The following is a 16,942-nucleotide window of genomic DNA, read 5'->3' on the forward strand; positions in this document are numbered from 1 at the left end:
ATCAACTTTCAGGTGATCAGGCGCGCTGTTTGGGAGGGTCGAGGGGGCTTTCCGGGCGTGTGCCCGCAAGCAGGGTGTCGCGCGCCGGGGTCAGCGCGCCTCCGTCGGTCTTCTGCAGAGAGGGCGGGTAGGCCGGGCCAGCTAACGCCAGATGGATTTCGCCCCCGCCGGAGTGGTGATGATGCGGTACGACCGGCATCTCGTCCCCGTCGGTCGCTCCGTCGAAAGCGGTCTCGAAGTCCGCGACCGGACCACCTTCGTCGTGGCTGTGCCCATGGTCGTGATCGTGGTCGGGCCCGGAGGCGATGACGGCCACATCCACATAGTCGACGCCGGGGAACTGCACCGCGTGTTCGAGCCGGTGCTGGGCGTCGCGCAAGGCAAAGCCCTGCACCGCGACCATCAAGGTCACGGTCAGGCCGATGCAGATCTGGCGCAGAAGACGCAGCAAGTGATTGTTCCCGAACTCCCCCCCACTATCGGGAAGGCGACGATTCCTTCAACACGGAAAGTGTCGCACCTCAGGCGGCGAGCGCCTCGGCGGTCTCGATCTCGATCGTGACATGCTTCAATTCATGCACGGGGACGAGCCGCGCGCGCAGCGCGTCCAGGGTCACGCCCGTTGCGGAGACGCTGATGATCGCTGCGTGGGCGTCGGGACCGATGCGCCAGATGTGCAGGTCGCGGATCGCCGCGTCGCCCGGCGTCTCGATCGCTTCACGCGTTTCCTCGGCGACATGCTCGTCCGTCCGGTCCAGCAGGACGGCCGCGGTATCGCGCATGAGGCCCCACGACCATTTGGCGATCACCGCGGCGCCCACCAGGCCCATGATCGGGTCCAGCCAGGTCCACCCGAGGTAGCGGCCCGAGAGCAGGGCGATGATGGCGAGCACCGAGGTCAGGGCGTCGGCCAGGACGTGGAGATAGGCGGAGCGCAGGTTGTTATCGCCGCCATGGCCATGGCCATGGCCATGGTCGTGGTGGTGATGGTCGTGGTCGCCGTGATGGTGACCGTGGTGGTGGCCGCCCGAAAGAAGCAGGGCGCTCACCACATTGACCGCCAGGCCGATGACCGCGACGATCGCGGCCTCGCCGAAGAGAACCGACGTCGGCTCGAAAAGGCGGCGGACCGATTCCACGCCGATGCCGATGGCGAACAGGCCGAGGACGAGCGCCGAAGCGAAGCCCGCCAGGTCGCCCACCTTGCCGGTTCCGAAGCTGTAGCGACGATCATGGGCGTGACGCCGCGCATAGGCATAGGCAAGAGCCGCGACGCCCAACGCTCCGGCATGGGTCAGCATGTGGATGCCGTCGGCGAGCAGCGCCATGGACCCCGTCAGCACCCCGGCGACGATTTCGCCGACCATCATCACGGCCGTCAGGATGACCACGATCAAGGTGCGACGGGCGTTCTCGTCGTGGTTCGCGGCTAGGAAGACATGGTCGTGAGATGCCGGGGCGGGCGGGAAGGTCATTTATAGCGTCCGATGATGGATATCAGCTCGTCAGCGCCCTTGCGGCGCTCGGCTTCGTCAAGATGAGGTGCGGCCACATGGTGCTCGAGATGCTGAAGGATCAGCGCCTCGACGAGACCGCCGAGGGCGCCGCGAACGGCGGCGGCCTGCTGGAGGACGGCGATGCAATCGACATCCTCATTGATCGCGCGCTCAAGCGCGCTGACCTGACCGTTGATACGGCGGACCCGCGCGAGCAGCTTGGGTTTGTCGGCGGCGATGTGAGCCATGGCGGGAATCCTTGGAGAGACGACGTTCGCGCTTCATTAGTCCGCCGTCGCGGATTTCGCACCCAGCGCGGCCATCCGGCGTGGAAGCTCGCGTTCAACCGCCTTGCGGCGAAACGGGGTGAGCTTGCGCCATTGCGCGACTTCCGGGCGGGTTCGGCCGCATCCGACACACCAGCCGGTCGTGGAATCGAAAACGCAGATGTCGATACAGGGTGTCTTCACTGGAGTGGTCCGCGGTCGAGCCGTCGTGCAGGGGAGGGCGCACAAACTCGACCGCGGCTCATATACTCCCTACCAGTATATTTTCAAGAGCAGGACGGACGGCCTATTGCGGGGTGGTCCGCGACGGCATCGTCCCTTGCGGATGGGCGGCCGGCGCGTCGGAAACGGGCGGATGGCCTTCCGGGAGCGGTGCGGTCGGATGGGCCGCGCCGTGGCCAGCCTGGCCGTGAGCCCCGGCGCCGTGGGCCGCAGGCGCGTTCGCGCTTCCGTGCGGAGTGACCGGCGGGTGGCCGGCGGGCAGGGCGGCGCCGGCGGAGCCGTGCGCGCTGACCGGAGGATGCCCGGCCGGCAGGGGCGCGTGGGCGGCGGGAGCAGAACCCGAGCTCGTCGGATGGGCCGGGTGGGCCGGCTGAGCGGCAGGCGCGGTCTGGGCGAGCGCCGGCGCCGCGAACAGGACGATGCAGGCAGCGGCGAGCGCCGAAGGGGCGAGTCTCATCGGATAGGTCTCCATCTGGGCACTGGCGAAATCGGCAGTGACATATACTCCCATAGAGTATATTTCGGCACGCGCCAGCGTCTGGCGGCGCCTGATTTCGGATTACTCCCTCGGAGTATCTTTTGTCGCAGGGGGCAGCCCCGGGCGCGTCGCCGGGACGGAATCAGTTGAAGTTGACCCCGACGGACCGGGACCATTGAGGAGAGGTGATGTCATGAGCCGCATCAGAGATACGGGCCGTTACTCGAAGATCGCCGCCCTCTTCCATTGGGGCGTCGCCATCCTCTTGCTCGTGCAGATCTACGTCGGCTGGACGTTCGGGGACATGGAACGGGGCGCCCTGCGTACCGAGTGGTTCAACTGGCACAAGACCCTCGGTTTCGCGATCCTGTTGCTGACCGTCGGCCGGCTCGTCTGGCGTCTGGTCAACCCGCCCCCGGCCTGGCCGGCGCAGACGCCGACCTGGGAGCGCTGGCTGGCGCGGCTGAACCACGCTGCCTTCTACATCGTCCTGATCGGACTATCCCTCACCGGCTGGGCCTATATCTCGACGGGATCCGGCGCACTCCAGAGCGCGACCACTCCGCTCGTCGGCGGTCTCAGCTTCCCGTTTATCCCGGGACTGCCTCGCGCGGGGCACGCAGCCTTTGAAGACACGCACGTCCTTCTCGTGAAGGTCACCTACGCGCTTCTGATCCTGCATGTGGGTGCGGTCATCAAACACCTTGTCTTCGACCGGGGCGCAATCGCCAGCCGCATGCCGCCGTTCACGCGCCGTGAAGACAGACACAAACCGACGAACTAAACCTGAGGGATCGGCTGCCCGCTGCGGTCGCACTCGCCAGAGCGCGGCGGCAGGGCTGTCACGACGGGTGCAGCGGCCTTTCGGGGCCGGAATAACGGTGCAGGACCATGCGTAGAATCGGCTTGATCGGCGGCATGAGCTTCGAGGGCTCGGCGCTGTACTATCGCAAGATCAACGAGGGGGTGAAGGCGCGGCTCGGGGGGCTGCATTCTGCGGACCTCATCCTTCATTCGGTCGATTTCCAGACCATCGTCGACATGCAGAAGTCCGACCGTTGGGATGACGCGGGGCGCTATCTCGCCAACGCCGCCCAAGGCCTCGAGCGCGCCGGAGTGGATTGCGTCATGATGTGCGCAGTCACGATGCATCTGGTCGCCCCTGCCGTGGAGGCGGCGGTGACTGTCCCCTTCCTTCATATCGTCGATGTGACTGCGGACCGCCTGAAGGCGGCGGGTTGTCGAAAGCCGCTTCTGCTGGCGACGCGCTACACGATGGAGAATGGCTTCTATCCCGCCCGCATGGAGACGCACGGCATCGAGGTCATGACCCCCGACGCCGATGGGCGGGGGCTGACCCATGACATTATCTTCAACGAACTCTGCCTCGGCGTAGTTCGGGACAGCTCACGTCAGGCGCTCCTGGGTCTTGTGGAACGGGCGAAGGCGGACGGCGCCGACAGTCTGATCTTCGGTTGCACCGAGATCGGCATGATCCTGAACGTCGACGGATGTCCGGTCCCGGCCTTCGACAGCACGGATATCCACGCGATGGCGGCTGTGGATTTCGCCCTGGCCTGAACGCCCGCGCCCAGAGCCGCTTGCGTCTGAGGCGTCCTCGTACCGAAACGTGCGGCGCGCCCCACGGCGTCGTCCGCTAGGCAGGTTGGCGCGGCGGGGGGATATCCTTCGGCTTGGGCTCGAAGAATTGGCGCAGGCGTTTCATCACCGCCTCGCGAATTCTGAAGTCGCCCAATGCGTCCATGAGCGTTCGCGGGGCGAGGCCCTGGTCGCTGAAGGCGCCCGTGAGACCGTATCGGATATCCTGAGGCAGGAGCGCGGCGATCGCATCGTACAGTCCTTCCTCACCCCAGATCGCGCCAAACAGCAGCGGGACCACAAGGGCGGATCGATCTGGGTCCATTCGCAGGGTGCGGGCGAGCGTCAGGGTGGCGGCCTTTTCCCCTGTCGCACCGACCGCCAGCGCCATGGAAATGACGACCGGCGCCGCTCGCCCGGCGCGGAGATGCGGCTCGAACCGGGAGGCGCGGACAGCCGACCGGTCGCCGGCGAGGAAGAGGGCCTCGGCGGCGGCCGCGTGCAGGCCGGGACGTCCGACCTCAAGCGCCAGGTCCGCCAGTCGGTCGCGTCCCGCGATGTCGCCCTGCTTGGCCACGGCCAGCAGGAGTGCGTTGCGCAGATCGGGGTCGCTGGTGGCAGCAGCCCGCGCCATCAGGGTGTCGATGGCATCGGCGAAAAGCGGAGCCTGGTCGCCGAGCAGCTCCGCCGCCCCGGTCGCGATGGGGTAGCTCGCCTCGTCGCCGTAGTAGATTTCCGCACGGGCCCAGGTGTCCGAGGTCAGACCGATGAGCGTCGGTTGGTGGCTGGCGTCAGGCTTGGTCTTGAGGATCTCGACAAGCGCCTCACGCACCCCGCTCCCCTTGTCATGCGCCAGCGCCAGGATGTGGGCGGGCAGGGGTGCGGCGAGACCGTCGGCGATCGTTCGCAGCGCGTCGCGGCGCACGGCGGCGAACCGGTGTTTCAGCCCGCCCTCGACAATGTCCGTCAGACCCTGCGCGATCGCGATCGCGATCGCAGCCCTGGCGCGCTGAATATCCTCACTTTCATCGCCGGCGGTTGCGAGCAGGCTTTCGACATAGGTCCGGACCGGCCGCCCGGCCGCTGCAAGGAGACGCGCCCGCGCCAGCTGCAGATCGGGACTTGCGGCGGCGTCGAGCGCTTCCAGCTGAGCGACTTCCGACGGCGACAGCGCGTAGGGCGCCTCGTCGAGGACCGCCTGCGCCAACGCGCCGTAGGGCTCGACGTGGCCCGGGGCCTCCGCCGCGAACACGGCCACCTCCGATTTCAGGTCGTAGCCGTTCGCCAGTGCGCGCAGATCCGTCATCGCCCGCAGGACTCCCTGAAGGTCGCCGGCCGCGGCCATGGCCTGGAGCCACGCCCGGCCGTTCGACGGCTGATGCACGATCATGGTTTTCAGGACGGCGTGGCGCGTGTCCTCGGCCAGGCCGGGCGTCTTGAGGTAGTCTTCAAGGCGAGACCCCAGGTCGGCCGACCACTTCTTGCGCGCCAGATCCCAGAAACGCCCGTCGTGGCGATGTCCGCGCGCGGCGTCGGCGATCCCCACCATTTCGCCCGGTTGCGGCACGACGCCGTCGGCGCCCAGCACCTGGATCCAGCCCCAGAGCAACTCCGGCGATTGGGTGCGGGCGATGATGGCGCTCCAGCCGGACCGCAGGCGCAAATCCGCGACATAGAGCTGGATGAAGCTGTCCGCCGTGTCGCCGTCATCATGATGCATGTCGGCGAGGTGTTCGGCATAACCCTCGCTGTGCTCGCCGTTGCGGATTTCCAGCCAAACCGAGTCATCGTCATCGCGCAGGCTGATGTTCACCGCGATCGCGGCGTCCACCACCGGTTCGAACCCGGCGAAGTCGACCAGCGCCCCCGTCCCCACCGCACGAGCGTTGAAGTCGTACCCAAAGCCGACCATGCGCAAGGCTGCGTCGCGGAATGCATCGGTCTGGGGTCCGGCCATCACCGTGATGCGGGCCGCGAAATCATCGGGGAAGTGGTCGTTTGTGCGCGCGAGCGTCTCCCGGACGAAGCGCGCCGCGACGATCGCCACATCCGGATCGGCGGCGGTGCGCGCCGCGTCGGGCGGACTGACCGGCGTTTCCAGCCAGTTTTGCAGCGTGCCGAAGGTGTCGCCGCGAGCGCCGACCCAGCGCGCGAAAAGCGTGATCGTGTCGTCAGGCGAACCGACGTCGGCCGCCAGCTTGAGATCGGCCTCAAGCGTGTCGGACGGGGTGACAAGACGACGCCGGACGAAGGCGTCGAGCGCCGCCTGGGCGTCGGGGCTCACGGTCACCTTGACGCGATCGTTCCTGGCGCCCTGGACGAGGCGTGCGGCCGCCTCGCGGCCCCAGTCCGCGTCGCCGTCACCATCGATGGCGACAAGCACATCAACCATGCTTCCCAGAAGGCGTGCCGCACGTCCGCTGTGGCCCTTAAGGATGCGCTCCAGCCCGGCCTCGACGCGCGGGTGGTAGTAGCTGAGCACGTCGTTCGGCTGACGCAGGTTTCGCCCCGCGGCCATGAAGCGGATCAGCGGAACGATCTTGTCCTCGAGCTCTTGGTCCTTTTCGCCGATGGCTTCGGCGAGTCGAGGGACCACCTCCCAGGACAGACGCGGTAGCGCTTTCAGCAGGCCCCACACGGCGATCGCCGGAAATGCGTCGTCCCGCGCTTCGACCTGGTCGACGATCGTGTTCTCGATCGCGTCGTAGTGGGCAAGGTCTATGCAGCGGTGAATGAAGGTCGGCAGGTTCTCGTCAGGCGACATTTCGCCTGCGAGCCCGTCAAAGAATTTCTGGATCTCGTACGGACTCTCGAGCCGCTTCAGGACCACGTCGCGATGCGCGTCGACCGGGGCCTTCAAGACCTCGGGCAGCAGCCTGACCTGGTTGTCGAACAAACGGAAGCGCTCGCGTTGGCCATAATGCCGGGTCTCCAGTGAGACGAACCAATGGGCGGCCAGCCGCTCGCCACTCTCCTTGAAGACATCGGATCGGGTGGTGACGATGAACTGACGGTCGGCGTGCGCCCCGTTCAGCATGCGATCGAGGTCGCGGTTCCACACGCCTTGCTCAGGATGATAGCGGTACTTGCCCCACGGATCCTCGATCATGAAGACGACCCGGCCCGTCTCTTTCGAGTTCCAGACCTGTTCGGGTCCGGCCGTCACGCGGATCACCTTGAACGCACCGTCCGGTCGGCTGCGAAGTTCATCGAGCAGAACTTCGGCGGCCATCGTTTTCCCGGTGCCCGAGCTGCCGCTGATGATGACGCCGTGGCGGGTCGCCAGCTGGTTCTGCAAGTCGCCCCAGTTCGTCGGCTTGACGAACAGTCCGACCTCTGGGGCCGTCGCAAGATAGCCCCCGAAGGCGGTGATGGTCTTTTCCACGGCGTTTCGGGTCCAGACGCTGGGTCCGTTGCGCATGTGTTCAAGGGCGACGGTCCGCAGTTCCTTGATGCAGTCGACGATGTTGGGCAGCGGGACCTTGCAGGTCGTCAGCAGAACATCGCGGATCTGGCCATCGAGTTTCGTCTCATCGAGGCCGTCGAGCACCGCAACCCGTCCGTCCAGGCCTGGCAGCCTTGATCCAATGCCCTTCGGCAGCTTGGCCGGCCAGTTCGCCGCGACCGCACCGGTCCGCAGATCACGCGCGACCCCCTTTGTGGCAGCACTGGTGATCAGCAGATATCGGAGGGCCGTGTTCTCCGTCAGGAGCGTGTTGGGGGACTTCCGCGCCTTGCCCTTCGTGAGAAGCGTTTCGATATCGGTGTCGGACCAAGGCTCCCCGTTGCGCAGCTTGGCTTGGACGACGAGGGGGTATCCCCCGATGGAGAGGCTCGTTGCGGCCGAGACCTGGGTTTCGTCCTTCAGATCGGCGGCGAGGTCTTCATGGTTGGCCGGCTCGAGCGTGATTTCGTCGAGCCGCTTCTGGACCAGCATGAGATCAAGCGCGAGGTAGATGGAGATGTCGACCTGATAGTCGTATCCGGCCAGGCCCGCTGGCGCGCTCGTCGTCTTCTCGTTCATGGCCCAGCCCTGTTTTCCGAACCGGAGCATGTACGGAGCCGCTCGATCAGCCGCAACGTGCAGCTTCGGGGAACCTGGGAACCGACCCGTGAGGTTAGATCGGCGTGGGTGTTCTGACGTCGGTGTCCGCCCACTCGGACAGGTCGCTGATCGCGTAGACAACCCGCCCGCCGAGTTTTCGATAGACCGGTCCGGTGCCGCAGCTCCGGTGCTTTTCCAGCGTGCGGCCGGACAGACCCAGATACCGGCCTGCTTCCGGTGTCCGCAGGAAACGCCTCGGCGGGAAACTCTCGTCGGTCATCGCTCCTGTCCTTTCCGCTCGAAAAGCAGACGATTCTCCGGCGGCCCCGAATGAGCGGATACCCGCAATGGCACGGTCGTACGTCCCCGGGACATGTCCCAAACGGACGATAGATTCTGCTTATGCCAGACACTGGCAACCGTAGTGACGAAGCGGCAGAAAGCTGGCTGCGATCCCCACCGTTTTTCTCACCGTTTTTCTGATTCAGAGAAACGGTGGCCCCGAGGGGTTTTTCTAAATCTTCAATGAAATCAAAAGGACGATGGTGGGTGATCACAGGTTCGAACTGTGGACCCGCTGATTAAGAGTCAGCTGCTCTACCGACTGAGCTAATCACCCACACCGATCGTCAGACCTTCGGCGAGGCGACCGCCTTGCCGAAGGGCGCTCCTACTACCCACCCGTTCCGGGCTTGGCAAGCGCTTTCGCAAACTTTCTTTGACGGGCATGGTCTCGGCGGAATCAGCCGCAAAGACGGCGGGGGAGTGAGCATCATGGCCTTTTGGAACCGGCGTCGTTCGATCGACGTCATGACGGCGCCCCACGACGGGCCGCGGCTGAAGCCGACGCTCAGCTGGCCGCATCTGCTGGCTCTGGGTGTGGGCGCCATCGTCGGCACCGGCATTCTCACCCTGATCGGGGTCGGGGCGGGTCTGGCGGGGCCGGCGGTGTTGATCAGCTTTGGCCTGGCGGGCCTGGTCTGCGTCTGCGCCGCCCTGGCCTATGCCGAACTGTCGACCATGATGCCGACGGCGGGCAGCGCCTACACCTATTCCTACGCCGTCCTGGGCGAGATGATCGCCTGGGTCGTCGGCTGGAGCCTGATCCTGGAATATTCCCTGGTGGTCTCGGCCGTGGCGGTGGGCTGGTCGGGCTATGCGGTCGGCTTCCTGAGCGGCCTGGGCGTCGATCTGCCGACGGTCCTGACGGCGGGGCCGCACGCCGGGGGAATCATCAACCTGCCGGCCGTCGCCATCATCGGGGTGGTGACGGGCCTGCTGCTGCTGGGCACCAAGGAGAGCGCAACCCTGAACGCCGTCCTGGTGGTCATCAAGATCGCCGCCTTGGTCGTCTTCGTCGCCATCGCCCTGCCGGCCTTCAAGCCGGAGCACTTCACCCCTTTCATGCCCAACGGCTTCGGCGCCCCCTTCGTCCAGACGGGGGTCATGGCGGCGGCGGCCATCATCTTCTTCGCCTTCTACGGCTTCGACGCCATCTCCACGGCTGCGGAGGAGACCAAGAAGCCTGAGCGGGACCTGGCCATCGGCATCATCGGCTCCATGCTGGTCTGCACGGCCCTGTATCTGGTGGTCGCCGCCGCCGCCATCGGCGCCCGGCCGGTCTCCGACTTCGCCGACAGTCCTGAGCCCCTGGCCCTGATCCTGCGCCAGATGGGGCAGGGGACGGCGGCCCAGTGGATCGCGGCGGCGGCGGTGATCGCCCTTCCGACCGTTCTGCTGGCCTTCCTGTTCGGCCAGAGCCGCATCTTCCTGGGCATGGCGCGCGACGGCCTGTTGCCGCGTCGGCTGGCCAAGGTCTCGGCACGCGGCGTTCCGGCGGTGGTGACGGTCTTTACGGCTGTGGTGGTGGCGATCCTGGCTGGGCTGCTGCCGCTGGACGAGCTGGCCTCCCTGGCCAACGCCGGCACTCTGGCCGCCTTCTGCGCCGTAGGCGTCTGCCTGATCGTGCTGCGGATTCGCGAGCCGGGCCGACGCCGCGTGTTCAAGGCGCCCCTGTGGCCCCTGGTGGGCGCCGTCACCGTGATCGGCTGCGTCGTCTTCTTCCTCAGCCTGAAGCCGGTGACCCAGATCGGCTTCGTCGCCTGGAACCTGATCGGCGTGCTCATCTATCTGGCCTGGTCGTCCCGCAACTCCCGCCTGGCCAAGGGCGAGGAAGAGGCCGCCTGATGGCCCGTCGCGACCTGACCGGCGCCGTCGACTTCAGCGTGCTGGAGGGCATGACCGGCGGCGACGCGGCGATTTCGGAAGAGGTGCTGGGCCTGTTCGTCGAACAGGCCGCCCTCTGGTCCGCCCTGCTGAACCCCAAGGTCGAGGGCTGGCGCGACGGAGTCCACACCATCCGGGGCGCGGCCGCAGGGATCGGCGCCGGCGACCTGGCGGCGGTCTGCGCCGAGGCGGAAACGGTCGAACAGGCCCTGGCGGCGCCGGCGCTGGAGCGGGTGCGCGACGCCCTGGAGGCGGCGCTGGCCGACGTGGCGGCCTATCGCCACGAGCTGATGCTGCGGGGGCTTAAGGCTTAGCTTCGAGTTCGGTCGTACACCGCGAACTCATGGGCGATGCACCGGTCGATCAGCAGGCGCCAGACCGGTTCGGCGATCTCGGGCGACAGGTGGTGCGCTTGCGCGGCCGTCAGCACCTTGGCCACCACGTCGTCGATCCGGGCCTGGTCGAAGACGGCGTCGCGGTCGGGCTTGATGCGGGCGGCCGCCTCCATATAGCGCTGGCGTTCGGCCAGAAGGGCGACCAGGGCGCGGTCCACGGCGTCGACGCCCTGGCGGACCTCGGCCATCGACTGGCATTCGGCAGGATCGACGCGGGGATCGACGGCGACAAGGGCAGGGTGGTGCATCAAAACTTTCCGCTCATCCCGGCGAAAGCCGGGACCCAGTGCTTTCGCCACACTGGTGTCTGGGATCAAGGGCGCAGATCGTCGAGAGACAGGGATCGCCCAAAGATCTGGGTCCCGGCTTTCGCCGGGATGAGCGGATTATTCAAGTGTCAGCCGACGAAGGCCCGCTCCAGCACATAGTCGGCCGGTTCAGCGTTGGAGCCTTCCTTCAGTCCATAGGTCTCCAGCAGTTCCCCGGCCTCCTTGATCATGGCCATGGAGCCGCACAGCATGACGCGGTCCTTGGCCGGATCGAAGCCCTCGGGCAGGCCCAGGTCGCGGAAGAAGTCGCCCGACTTGATCCGGTCGGTGATGCGGCCGGGGGTCTGGAATTCCTCGCGCGTGACCGTGGGATAATAGGTCAGCTGCGCCCTGGCCTCGTCGCCGATCAGGGGGTCGTCGTGGATCTCGCGGGTGAAGAAGTCGCGGTAAGCCAGGTCGGCGACGTTGCGCACCGTATGGATCACATAGACATGGCCGAAGCGGGAATAGGTCTCCGGATCGCGCGCCACGCTCAGCCAGGGCGCCAGACCCGTGCCCGTGCCGATCAGGAACAGCCGCTCGCCGCCGGTCAGGGCGTCCAGCACCAGGGTGCCGGTCGGCTTCTTGCCCATCAGCACCGTGTCCCCGGCCACGATCTTTTGCAGGCGCGAGGTCAGGGGGCCGTCGGCGACCTTGATCGAGAAGAACTCCAGCTCCTCGGCCCAGCAGGGGCTGGCGATGGAATAGGCGCGCAGGATCGGCTTTCCGCCGTCTTCGCCGGGCAGGCCGATCATCACGAACTCGCCCGAGCGGAATCGGAAGTCCTCCGGCCGCTTCACGCCGAAGCTGAACAGGCTGTCGGTCCAGTGGCGAACCCACAGGACCTCAAGTTCGTTGAACGGACTGGCTTTCGCAGGGGCGGGGGAGAGGGCGGCGTCGGTCATGGTGCGGCCTCTCTAGTCTGAGAACCGGTCGCAGGGAAGAAAAAGCGCTCCGGGCGGCGACCACTTTTCCTAGTGACGGCTTGCAGAAGCGTCGCTAGCGTCGCCGACCATGCGCACCCTTCTTCTCGCCTCGACCATCCTCCTCTCGGCCGGTTCAGCGGTCGCCCAGGAGACCCCCTCCAACATCCTGACGCCTGAACGGGTCTTCTCCAGCCCCAGCCTGAACGGCCCGGTGGCCAAGGGGGTCAGCCTGTCGCCCGACGGCCAGTTGGTGGCCTTCCTGCGCTCGCGCGAGGACAATGTGGACGTCCAGGACCTGTGGGCCGCGCCCACCGGCGAGGGCGAGCCCTACAAGCTGATCGACGCCCGCGCCCTGGTTCCCGACGCCGGCGAACTGTCCGAGGCCGAAAAGGCGCGGCGCGAGCGGATGCGGATCAGCGCCCGCGGCGTGGTCGAATACGCCTGGGACCAGCAGGGCCGCTACATCCTTGCGCCGCTGGAGGGCGACATCTTCCTGGCCAGCCGCGCCGACGGCAAGGTGCGCCGCCTGACCGAGACCGAGGCCGACGAGATCGACGCCAAGGTCTCGCCCAAGGGCAATTTCGTTTCCTGGGTCCGCGACCAGAACCTGGTCATCTATGATCTGGCCACGGGCAAGGAGACGCCGATCACCGACGACGGCGCCGGCCTGATCACCTGGGCCACGGCCGAGTTCATCGCCCAGGAGGAGATGGATCGCGACACCGGCTACTGGTGGAGCCCGGACGAACGCTACATCGCCCTGACCCGCGTCGACGAAAGCCCGGTAGACGTCGTGCCGCGCTTCGAGATCACCGGCGGAGGCGCCACCATGGTCGAGCAGCGCTATCCCCGCGCCGGCCGCCCCAACGCCCTGGTCGAACTCCATGTCCGCGATCTTCAGAGCGGCGCGCGGGTCAAGGTGGATCTGGGCGCGAACACCGACATCTATCTGGCGCGGGTCGACTGGTCGCATGACGGCAAGACCCTGTATGTCCAGCGTCAGTCGCGCGACCAGAAGACGCTCGACCTGCTCAGCGTCGATCCGGCCACCGGCGCATCGCGGGTCATCCTCAGCCAGAAGGCCGAGGCCTGGGTCGATCTGAACAACGATTTCCATGTCCTGCCGGACGGCCGTTTCATCTGGTCGAACGAGGACAGCGGCTGGCGGCACCTCTATCTGTACGACCGCAACGGCCGCCGCATCCGGGCGATCACGCACGGCGACTATCCGGTCAAACATCTGGACGGCGTCAACGAAAGGACCGGCGAGGTCTATTTCACCGCTTCGATGCGCGACGGCAAGGAACTGCCCATCGAACAGCAGATGTTCCGCGCCAGTCTGAACCGCACGGTCGATCCGGTGGCGGTCACCCCCGCCGGCGGCTGGTGGAATGTCTCGGTCAACGGCCCGGCGACCGCCTATGTCGGCAACTATTCCGATCCCGCCACCCCGCCCCAGTCGGCCCTTTACCGGATCGACGGCACGCGGATCCGCTGGATCGAGGAAAACCGGCTCGACGCCGATCACCCCTTCGCCCCCTATGTCTCGCGGCTGCGCACGCCCGAGTTCGGGACTATGCAGAGCCACGGCGAGACCCTGGTCTGGCGCATGACCACCCCGCCCGACTTCGATCCGTCGAAGAAGTACCCGGTGGTGATGCAGGTCTACGGCGGTCCCGGCACCGGCGCGGGCGTGCAGAAGAGCTGGCAGCCCCTGACCAACCAGCTGCTGACCGAGGCCGGCTATATCGTCTTCCGCGTGGACAACCGCGGCGAGGGCGACCGGTCCCAGGCGTTTGAGACCAGCATCTATCGCCGCCTGGGCATTCCTGCGGTCGAGGATCAGGCTTTGGCCGCCAAATGGCTGAAAACCCTGCCTTATGTTGATGGCGACCATATCGCGGTCATGGGCTGGAGCTTCGGCGGTTTCCTCAGCCTGCTGACCCTGACCGATCCGGACGCTGGACTGGCCTCGGCGCTTGCCGGCGCCGCCCCGACCGAGTGGAGCCTCTACGACACCCATTATACCGAACGCTACATGTCCACGCCCCAGGACAATCCGGACGGCTACGCCGCCACCGACGTCCTGCCGCGCCTGGATCATCTGACGGGGCGCCTGCTGATCCTGCACGGCATGGCCGACGACAATGTCATCTTCGGCAACGCCACCCGCGTGATCGACGCCCTCCAGGCCAAGAGCACGCCGTTCGAGATGATGCTCTATCCGGGCCAAAGGCACGGCGTCCGCGGCGAACCGCGGCAGCTTCAGCAATGGCGGACCTATCTCGACTTCCTGGACCGCACGATCGGCAAGAGGGCTGAGACGGCGGACTGACGGCTTAATCAGGAACGGGGCGAACATGTTGAAGACCAAGCTTTTGGCCGGCGTGTTCGCCGTCGTCCTGGCCGGCGTCGCGGCGCCGTTCGCCTCGGCGCAGACGCCGCCGCCCCCGCCGCCGCCGCCGAACGCCGACATCGCCTGGGTTCAGCGCGAGCGGACGCCCTACGGCTCCTGGGAGCAGATGGCGCGCTTCTTCCTCAGCCAGATTCGCACCTATGACGTCGAAGGCCGGTTCGGCGAGCCCGGTCCCGCGATCAACAGCCTGATCGCGATCAACCCCGATGCGCCCGAGGACGCCCGCGCCTCCGACGCCCGCCGCCTCGCCGGACAGGCCCTGCCGCTGGACGGCGTGCCCCTGGTCATCAAGGACAATGTCGAGGCGCGCGGCATGCCGACCACGGCGGGCTCCCTGGCCCTGGCCGCGAACCAGCCGGACCGCGACGCGCCGATCACGGCCCGGCTGCGCGCGGCGGGGGCGGTGCTGATCGGCAAGTCCAATCTGTCGGAATGGGCCAATATCCGCTCGTCCCACTCCATCAGCGGCTGGAGCGCCGTGGGCGGCCTGACCCGCAATCCCCACGCCCGCGACCGCAACACCTGCGGCTCATCCTCGGGCTCGGGAGCGGCGGTGGCGGCGGGCTTCGCCATCGTGGCCATCGGCACCGAGACGGACGGGTCGATCACCTGTCCGGCGGCGATGAACGGCCTGGTCGGGTTCAAGCCCACCGTCGGCCTGGTGTCGCGCACGGGGATCGTCCCCATCAGCCACAGCCAGGACACCGCCGGGCCGATGACCCGGACCGTCCGGGACGCCGCCCTGGTGCTGACCGTCATCGCCGGGACCGATCCCGCCGATCCGGCGACGGCCGAGGCCGACGCCCGCAAGACCGACTATGCGGCGGCTCTGGAGGGGGCCAGTCTCCGCGGGGTTCGCATCGGCGTCGCCCGCTTCCTGACCGGCTATTCCGACGGTACGGACGCCGTCTTCGACGCCAATCTGGAGCGGTTGCGCCAGGCAGGCGCCGTCCTCGTCGAGATCAAGGACGGACCGGACATGGACGCTGTCGGCGGCGCGGAATTCACCGTCCTGCTGACCGAGTTGAAGGCGGACTTGAACGCCTATCTCGCCACCACCGATCCGGCTCAGGTTCAGACGCGCACCCTGGCCGACGTCATCGCCTTCAACCGCGCGACCCCGCGCGAGCTGGCCCTTTTCGACCAGGACCTGTTCGAAGCCGCCGAGGCGACTGGCGGCCTGTCCGACTCCGCCTATGTGGCCGCGCGCGAGACCTCGCTGCGTCTGGCCGGGGCCGAGGGGATCGATCGACTGCTGAAGGACAATGACGTCGCCGTCCTGATCGCGCCGACGACCGGCCCGGCCTGGATGACCGACGTCGTCAACGGCGACCACTATCTGGGCTCGGCCTCGACGCTGCCGGCTGTGGCGGGCTATCCCCACCTGACCGTGCCCATGGGGCAGGTGGGCGGGCTTCCGGTGGGGCTCAGCTTCATCGGCGGCCAGTGGCAGGACGCGCGGGTGCTCGCGCTCGGCTACGCCTTTGAACAGTTGGGACCGCAGCGGGTGGCGCCGGCCTTTCCCGGCTCGTTGAACGGCACGCGCGCCGTCGCGCCTCTGCTCGCGCCCGTCCTTCAGGAACCTTGATCGGCGGTCCGCTGTTGGGCCTTCATGACAAAGCCGATCCTCCCCGAATGAGCGACCTGATCGCCAATATCGTCGGCTCGGCCGCAGCGGTCTGTTCCGTCACCAGTTTCGCACCCCAGGCGCTCAAGATCTGGAAGGAGAGGGACGCCTCCTCGGTCAGTCTGAGGACCTATTCCCTGACCGTGACCTGTTTCGCCCTGTGGGTGGTCTATGGGGTGATGACCCAGGCCTGGCCCGTCACCGTGGCCAATTCCTGCGCCCTGGTCATGGCGTCCTGGGTTCTGGTGATGAAATGGCGGTTCCGCGACGGCGATCCCGAAGCCTGACGGCCCGATTCTGCAGGTTTGATCCGGATCAAGGCGAGGCGGCGGAGGCGGCGCGAGGGTGGGGCTGAGGAGATTTCCCATGCCCCATGACGCCGTCCCCTTCGTCGCCGCCATCGTCGCGGCCTTCGTCTTCTTCATGGCCGCCCTTGGTCTGGCCAGTCTCTATTCGGGCTCTTCACCGGACAAGTGACGACAGCTTTACCCGACGTGATCTTGGCGCCCCGCGCGATGCGGGCTACGGCAGGAGCCTCAACGTCCAAGGGAGACGCCCCCAATGCCTGATCTCGCCCAAGTCACTGATCACATCCGCAACGCCGTCGGCGACAACTCCGGCCTCGGCAAGACCGTGAAGCTCGACCTCGGCGACGAGGGCAAGATCTTCATCGACGGCGCCTCCGTGCCGAACACCGTCACCAACGAAGACAAGCCCGCCGACGCCACCGTCTCGATGAAGTGGGACGACTTCATGGCCCTGTCGGAAGGCAAGCTGGACCCGATGATGGCCTTCATGCAGGGCAAGCTGAAGATCGCCGGCGACATGATGATCGCGCAGAAGCTGGCTCCGCTGCTGAAGCGCTGATGGCTTGCTGATCAATACTTGACTGCGGCGCGGCGCCCCTCGGGGGCCGC

General features: G+C 66.9%; 17 protein-coding genes and 1 tRNA gene. 8 read left to right on the forward strand and 10 right to left on the reverse strand.

Going from position 1 to position 16,942, the window contains the following annotated elements:
• Window positions 1-16: 16 nt before the first annotated feature.
• The 5 genes from AC1RKE_RS07995 to AC1RKE_RS08015 form a co-directional block, all read right to left on the reverse strand.
• On the reverse strand, window positions 17-451 hold the full coding sequence (locus AC1RKE_RS07995; RefSeq protein WP_348684528.1) for a hypothetical protein: 435 nt from the start codon (window positions 449-451) through the stop codon (window positions 17-19).
• A 70-nt stretch (window positions 452-521) separates the two neighbouring features.
• Entirely contained in the window at window positions 522-1,475 is a 954-nt protein-coding gene (gene dmeF, locus AC1RKE_RS08000; RefSeq protein ID WP_348684529.1) for a CDF family Co(II)/Ni(II) efflux transporter DmeF, read from the reverse strand.
• The gene (locus tag AC1RKE_RS08005; RefSeq protein WP_292118486.1) at window positions 1,472-1,744 is read right to left on the reverse strand and encodes a metal/formaldehyde-sensitive transcriptional repressor; all 273 of its coding nucleotides are present in this window, start codon (window positions 1,742-1,744) and stop codon (window positions 1,472-1,474) included. The genes dmeF and AC1RKE_RS08005 overlap by 4 nt, the downstream gene beginning before the upstream one ends.
• Window positions 1,745-1,780: 36 nt before the next feature.
• Window positions 1,781-1,966 (reverse strand): DUF1289 domain-containing protein, encoded by a 186-nt coding sequence (locus tag AC1RKE_RS08010; protein WP_292118485.1) that lies wholly within the window; start codon window positions 1,964-1,966, stop codon window positions 1,781-1,783.
• A 103-nt stretch (window positions 1,967-2,069) separates the two neighbouring features.
• Window positions 2,070-2,462 carry a hypothetical protein gene (locus tag AC1RKE_RS08015; protein WP_348684530.1) on the reverse strand — a complete coding sequence of 131 codons (393 nt, stop codon included), beginning with the start codon at window positions 2,460-2,462 and terminating at the stop codon, window positions 2,070-2,072.
• A 214-nt stretch (window positions 2,463-2,676) separates the two neighbouring features.
• Between AC1RKE_RS08015 and AC1RKE_RS08020 the strand changes: the two genes are divergently transcribed.
• Together AC1RKE_RS08020 and AC1RKE_RS08025 are read left to right on the forward strand one after the other, a co-directional pair.
• On the forward strand, window positions 2,677-3,267 hold the full coding sequence (locus AC1RKE_RS08020; protein ID WP_348684531.1) for a cytochrome b: 591 nt from the start codon (window positions 2,677-2,679) through the stop codon (window positions 3,265-3,267).
• A 107-nt stretch (window positions 3,268-3,374) separates the two neighbouring features.
• Entirely contained in the window at window positions 3,375-4,064 is a 690-nt protein-coding gene (locus AC1RKE_RS08025; protein ID WP_292118478.1) for an aspartate/glutamate racemase family protein, read from the forward strand.
• Between the two features lie 76 nt (window positions 4,065-4,140).
• Here AC1RKE_RS08025 and AC1RKE_RS08030 read toward each other — a convergent pair whose 3' ends face one another.
• The 3 genes from AC1RKE_RS08030 to AC1RKE_RS08040 all read right to left on the reverse strand — a co-directional run bounded on the left by AC1RKE_RS08030 (window position 4,141) and on the right by AC1RKE_RS08040 (window position 8,746).
• A complete protein-coding gene (locus AC1RKE_RS08030; protein WP_395942024.1) occupies window positions 4,141-8,106 on the reverse strand; it encodes an nSTAND3 domain-containing NTPase in 3,966 nt (1,321 codons plus the stop codon).
• Window positions 8,107-8,200: 94 nt separating this feature from the next.
• On the reverse strand, window positions 8,201-8,407 hold the full coding sequence (locus AC1RKE_RS08035; RefSeq protein WP_292118474.1) for a helix-turn-helix transcriptional regulator: 207 nt from the start codon (window positions 8,405-8,407) through the stop codon (window positions 8,201-8,203).
• A gap of 263 nt (window positions 8,408-8,670) precedes the next feature.
• Window positions 8,671-8,746: transfer RNA gene (locus AC1RKE_RS08040), tRNA-Lys, on the reverse strand.
• A gap of 155 nt (window positions 8,747-8,901) precedes the next feature.
• Between AC1RKE_RS08040 and AC1RKE_RS08045 the strand changes: the two genes are divergently transcribed.
• Window positions 8,902-10,314 carry an amino acid permease gene (locus AC1RKE_RS08045; RefSeq protein WP_348685061.1) on the forward strand — a complete coding sequence of 471 codons (1,413 nt, stop codon included), beginning with the start codon at window positions 8,902-8,904 and terminating at the stop codon, window positions 10,312-10,314.
• On the forward strand, window positions 10,314-10,667 hold the full coding sequence (locus AC1RKE_RS08050; RefSeq protein ID WP_348685063.1) for an Hpt domain-containing protein: 354 nt from the start codon (window positions 10,314-10,316) through the stop codon (window positions 10,665-10,667). The genes AC1RKE_RS08045 and AC1RKE_RS08050 overlap by 1 nt, the downstream gene beginning before the upstream one ends.
• On the opposite strand, the gene AC1RKE_RS08055 is transcribed toward AC1RKE_RS08050, so the two are convergent.
• Together AC1RKE_RS08055 and AC1RKE_RS08060 are read right to left on the reverse strand one after the other, a co-directional pair.
• Complete coding sequence (locus AC1RKE_RS08055) at window positions 10,664-10,996, reverse strand: chorismate mutase (RefSeq protein ID WP_348685064.1); 333 nt, start codon at window positions 10,994-10,996, stop codon at window positions 10,664-10,666. The two genes, AC1RKE_RS08050 and AC1RKE_RS08055, sit on opposite strands and share 4 nt — an antisense overlap.
• Before the next feature lie 149 nt (window positions 10,997-11,145).
• The gene (locus tag AC1RKE_RS08060) at window positions 11,146-11,961 is read right to left on the reverse strand and encodes a ferredoxin--NADP reductase (RefSeq protein WP_395942025.1); all 816 of its coding nucleotides are present in this window, start codon (window positions 11,959-11,961) and stop codon (window positions 11,146-11,148) included.
• A 109-nt stretch (window positions 11,962-12,070) separates the two neighbouring features.
• Here AC1RKE_RS08060 and AC1RKE_RS08065 point away from each other — a divergent pair, with 109 nt between their 5' ends.
• The 4 genes from AC1RKE_RS08065 to AC1RKE_RS08080 all read left to right on the forward strand — a co-directional run bounded on the left by AC1RKE_RS08065 (window position 12,071) and on the right by AC1RKE_RS08080 (window position 16,892).
• Window positions 12,071-14,317, forward strand: a complete 2,247-nt coding sequence (locus AC1RKE_RS08065) for a S9 family peptidase (RefSeq protein ID WP_333895862.1) — start codon at window positions 12,071-12,073, stop codon at window positions 14,315-14,317.
• A 25-nt stretch (window positions 14,318-14,342) separates the two neighbouring features.
• On the forward strand, window positions 14,343-15,986 hold the full coding sequence (locus AC1RKE_RS08070) for an amidase (protein WP_348684334.1): 1,644 nt from the start codon (window positions 14,343-14,345) through the stop codon (window positions 15,984-15,986).
• Window positions 15,987-16,033: 47 nt separating this feature from the next.
• Window positions 16,034-16,312 carry a SemiSWEET family sugar transporter gene (locus tag AC1RKE_RS08075; protein WP_152950043.1) on the forward strand — a complete coding sequence of 93 codons (279 nt, stop codon included), beginning with the start codon at window positions 16,034-16,036 and terminating at the stop codon, window positions 16,310-16,312.
• 274 nt (window positions 16,313-16,586) lie between these two features.
• Window positions 16,587-16,892: an SCP2 sterol-binding domain-containing protein gene (locus AC1RKE_RS08080; protein ID WP_348684333.1), complete on the forward strand. Its 306-nt coding sequence runs from the start codon at window positions 16,587-16,589 to the stop codon at window positions 16,890-16,892.
• Window positions 16,893-16,942: the final 50 nt, after the last annotated feature.

It is taken from the genome of Brevundimonas sp. GW822-FHT03E11, from assembly GCF_058801445.1.